Source organism: Streptomyces sp. WG7 (assembly GCF_049975785.1).
In the GTDB taxonomy this organism is placed as follows: Bacteria; Actinomycetota; Actinomycetes; order Streptomycetales; family Streptomycetaceae; genus Streptomyces.
This window is the reverse complement of the sequence record NZ_JBNGGE010000115.1, coordinates 1-3595: the sequence shown is the minus strand read 5'-3', so window position 1 is coordinate 3595 and position 3595 is coordinate 1. Positions and strand designations below refer to the sequence as shown.

Sequence of the window (3595 nt, the reverse complement as noted above, 5' to 3'; positions counted from 1 at the left end):
GGTGGACGGTGATGCCCTTCTCCTGGAGGATGCGGTCGGCACCGGGATGCTGGAAGTCCTCGACCGCGTACGGCATCCCGTCCGCCACCGCCGCGGCCCCGGCCGACGAACCGTCGGACCCCGTGACGGCATAAGCGATCGACGACGCACCCGCGACGGTGCAGACGGCGAGCAGCCCGGCAACAAGCGGCTTACGAAGGCGGGTTTTCATCAGAGTTCCCTTTCGAGGTGATGCGTACCGGGACCGGTACGCATGACGCGCCAGGGCCGTGGCATCGACTGGTGGTGATGCGGTCCGACTGGTGCCGCCGGCATGTCCACAGCGGCACAGACCCCTCACGTCGCCCTTTCCCGGCGCGCCGGATGCGCAAAGTATCACGTGGTCACAAGTCGTCCACAGGGCAGCCACATTGGAGACACAGGCGGTTCGGCCGTACGTAACTTCGGTCCGTCGGCAGGACAGTTGCCGACGCGTGCGGCCGGACTCCGGCACAACTCACATGAATTGGAAGTACCGGTCCCACCAGGCCAGGGGCGGGGCTTCTTCTTCCTCGTCCTCGTCCTCGTCCTCGTCGTCGCCGGACTCCGCCGCCCATGCCGCCAGCACTTCTTCGGGGATCTCCTCGTCCTCCAGGGAACTCGGTCCGTCGTACGGCTCCAGCAGCAGTTCGACGGGCACATAGACGCAGCCGAGTTCCGTACACAGCTCGTCGAGCCAGGTCACGAACGCCTCACCCAGGCCCTCCTCGCACCCAGGTACGCCCCAGCCCCTCCCCGTGCCCGTGGTGACGAAGGGGCCGAAGTTGCTCATCAGCACCCACAGGGGCCGGTCGGTCTCCGTGGCCGGGGCGGGGACCGAGACGTATCCGAAGAAGCTGGCGTCCTGGGCTCCGCCCACCGTCACGGAGGGCCCGAAGCGTCGCTCCAGGGCTTCGGCGAGCCGCGCGAAGCGCTGACGGGCGGCCGGGATGTCGTAGTGCTCGGGGAGTTCCAGGTGTGCGGGGTCGTCCAGTTCGCGCAGGAGTTCACGGATGCGGTCGGGGGAGAGCATGAGACCGATGTCCTCTTCGCTGTGGGTGAGGGCCGGCGGGCGGGGAGCCCGACCCGCCGGCCCTCGTAGTCGGCGTCGTCCGTCACGCGGCCGGGTTCAGGCAGCCCTGTACCCGGCCGGGTGCCTCACTACGGCAGTGGGCAGTCTGCCGTCGCCGACGGATAGGCGGTGGTGATCCGATCCATCTTCTTCTTCGTCCGGGTGACGATGCACAGGAACTTCTCGCCCCCCTCGCCGATGGCCTCGTCGTACTCGATCGCGTGCACGTCGCTGCCCCGGCTGACGAACGAGTTTCCGTCGGCGCGCCTCTTCCAGGCGTCGTCGATCAGTGCGAGGAGCTCGTCCTGGTCCTTCACCTTGAAGACGCCGTGCAGCGGCTTGTCCGGGATGGGCCTCGTGTGCTTCATGACGTGCTCGATGCGGTGCGAGCCGTCGCGTGCCATCTGATAGACCAAGCCGGCCGGTGATTGGAAGATCTCTCCGCTGATTTGACGCCAGCCCACGGGGCAACTGACCGAACTCGCCGCGCGGGCGTAGGACGTCGAGCGCGCCAGCGACCGCGCGCACAGCTGGAAGAGGGGGTTCTTGCCGAACAGCTTGCGGAAGAAGTCGTCCGCCTTGGTGCCCCACTTGCCGAACTTGACGCCCGCGGCGCCCCATCCGGCGAACGGCACGGCGCCGGCGCACGACAGGCCCGCGTCGATCTTCTTGCCCTCGCCGAAGTACCAGGCGCAGTTGACGCCGTCGGCGGCTTCGCCGAACCCCGGGATCAGACCCAGGACGTCGAGGGAGAAGTGGCCGCCCTCCGAGAGCACCTTGCCCCAGTCGACCTCTTCCAGTTCTTCCATGAGCTTGACGAACTCGGCGTCCTCAGCCCTGAGTTCACGCTCCTCCAGCTCGGCCGCGATGTCCGCGAAGTGCTGCCGGATCTCCTCCTGGAGCTTGCGGAAGGCCACCTCGCCGGCGGCGGTCGACGCCTTGCTCGCCGCGTCGGCGTCCTTGCCCGCGGCGATCGACGAGGCGTACGCGGCGTCGGCCGCGGCCCAGGCGTCACTCGCGGAGGCCTGCGCGGCGGCGGCGGACGACTGGGCCTGGGCGGCCGACACGTCGGCGTCGCGGGCGGCGTTGTGCGCGTCGGCTTCGGCGGCACGGGCCGTCCGGGCCGACGCGGCGGCCTCGGCCGCGGACTTCTCGGCGGCATCCGCGTGCGCGTCCGCGTCCTTGGCGTACTCGTCGGCCTGGGCCGCCGAGTCCTTGGCCTGCTGGGCGTACTTGGCGGCCTCCTCCGCGGCCTTGACGGCGTCGGCCGCCACCTTGGCGGCGAGCGCGGCGTCCTTGTGTGCCGTGGCGGCGACACGGGCCGCCCCGGAGATCAGTCCCTGCATCCGGGACACGTGCGTCGCGGTGAGCTTGTCCTGCCGCGCCGCGCGGTACTGCTCGACCTGGATGAACCTGTGCAGCACCTCCGGCGGCCCGGCCAGGGCGACGTCGGCCGCCGCCTTGAGTTCGGGCCCGCCGACGCTGCGCAGCTGAACCGCGCGGACGCGCTCGTCGGTGGTACGGGCCGTGTAGTACCCGGTCTGGGTGAACTCCCGCAACGCGTCGGTGGTGCCGGACTCCAGCGCCGCCTGGCCCGCTTCCATCACCGAGCGCCCGGCGTTGTTCATCAGCTGGGTGACCCGGATGCGGTAGTCATGAGCGGCCGCCTGGTGCTGACCGGTCTCGATGAACGTGCCGACCTGCGCGGTGTCGCCCTTGAGCGCCTCCTTCGCGGCGGTACGGACCGCTTCGTACTCCGAGTCCCACGCCAGGTTGACCGTGCGGGCGTACTCGTCGCGCTGGACGGCCTGGGTCAGGCCGGTCCTGATGTACTCGATGACCTGCGCGTCCGAACCCGCCAGGGCGGCCTCGGCCGTGGTGACGCTCCACGGGCCGCGGGTCTTGGCGACGTGCAGCGCGACCTTGCGGGCCTTGTCGGCGACTTCGCCGAGATCCGCGCCGGGAGCGGTCACCTCGGCCGTCAGGCGCTGTGCCTCCTCGTCCGCCGCCTTGGCCTCCGCGGCTTCCTGCTGCTCACGTGCCTTGCGCTCGCTGTCCGCCGCTTTCAGCGCCTTGGCCTTCTCGACCTCCGTGTAACGGCGGTCGGCCAGCTCCGCGGCCTCGACCTCGCGCGCCACGGTGTAGGTGGTCCTCGCCTGCGCCACGGCCGTGGTGGCGGCGTCGGCGGCCTTCTTGGCCTCGGCCGCGTGCTTGGCGGACTCGGTGGCGGCCTGGGCGGCGTCACCGGCGTGGTCGGCCGCCTCCTCGGCGGCCTTGCCCGCGTTCCGGGCGTGGACGGCCGCGGAGTTGGCGGAATCCCGTGCCTCACGAGCGGCCTTGGCCGCCTTGGCCGCCAGGGCGACGGCCCGGTTCGCGGCGCGGGTGGCCTCGGCCGCCTGTCGCCGTGCGTCGGCGGCCGCGTCCCGGGCCCGCTGGGCCTGGGCGCTGGAGACGTTGGCGTGGCCGCTGGCCGCCTGCGCGGCGGCTGCGGCGGCGTCGGCGTTG

At 71.2% G+C, this 3595-nt stretch carries 2 protein-coding genes and 1 pseudogene; all 3 read right to left on the bottom strand.

The annotated features are described in order from the left end of the window. Positions 1-211: pseudogene (locus ACP4J0_RS38235) on the bottom strand (hypothetical protein); the annotation flags it as partial. A gap of 285 nt (positions 212-496) precedes the next feature. Next, on the bottom strand, positions 497-1051 hold the full coding sequence (locus tag ACP4J0_RS38230) for a hypothetical protein (protein WP_426604018.1): 555 nt from the start codon (positions 1049-1051) through the stop codon (positions 497-499). A gap of 128 nt (positions 1052-1179) precedes the next feature. Further along, on the bottom strand, positions 1180-3595 hold a 2416-nt coding region (locus ACP4J0_RS38225), incomplete at its 5' end, for an ALF repeat-containing protein (protein WP_426604016.1).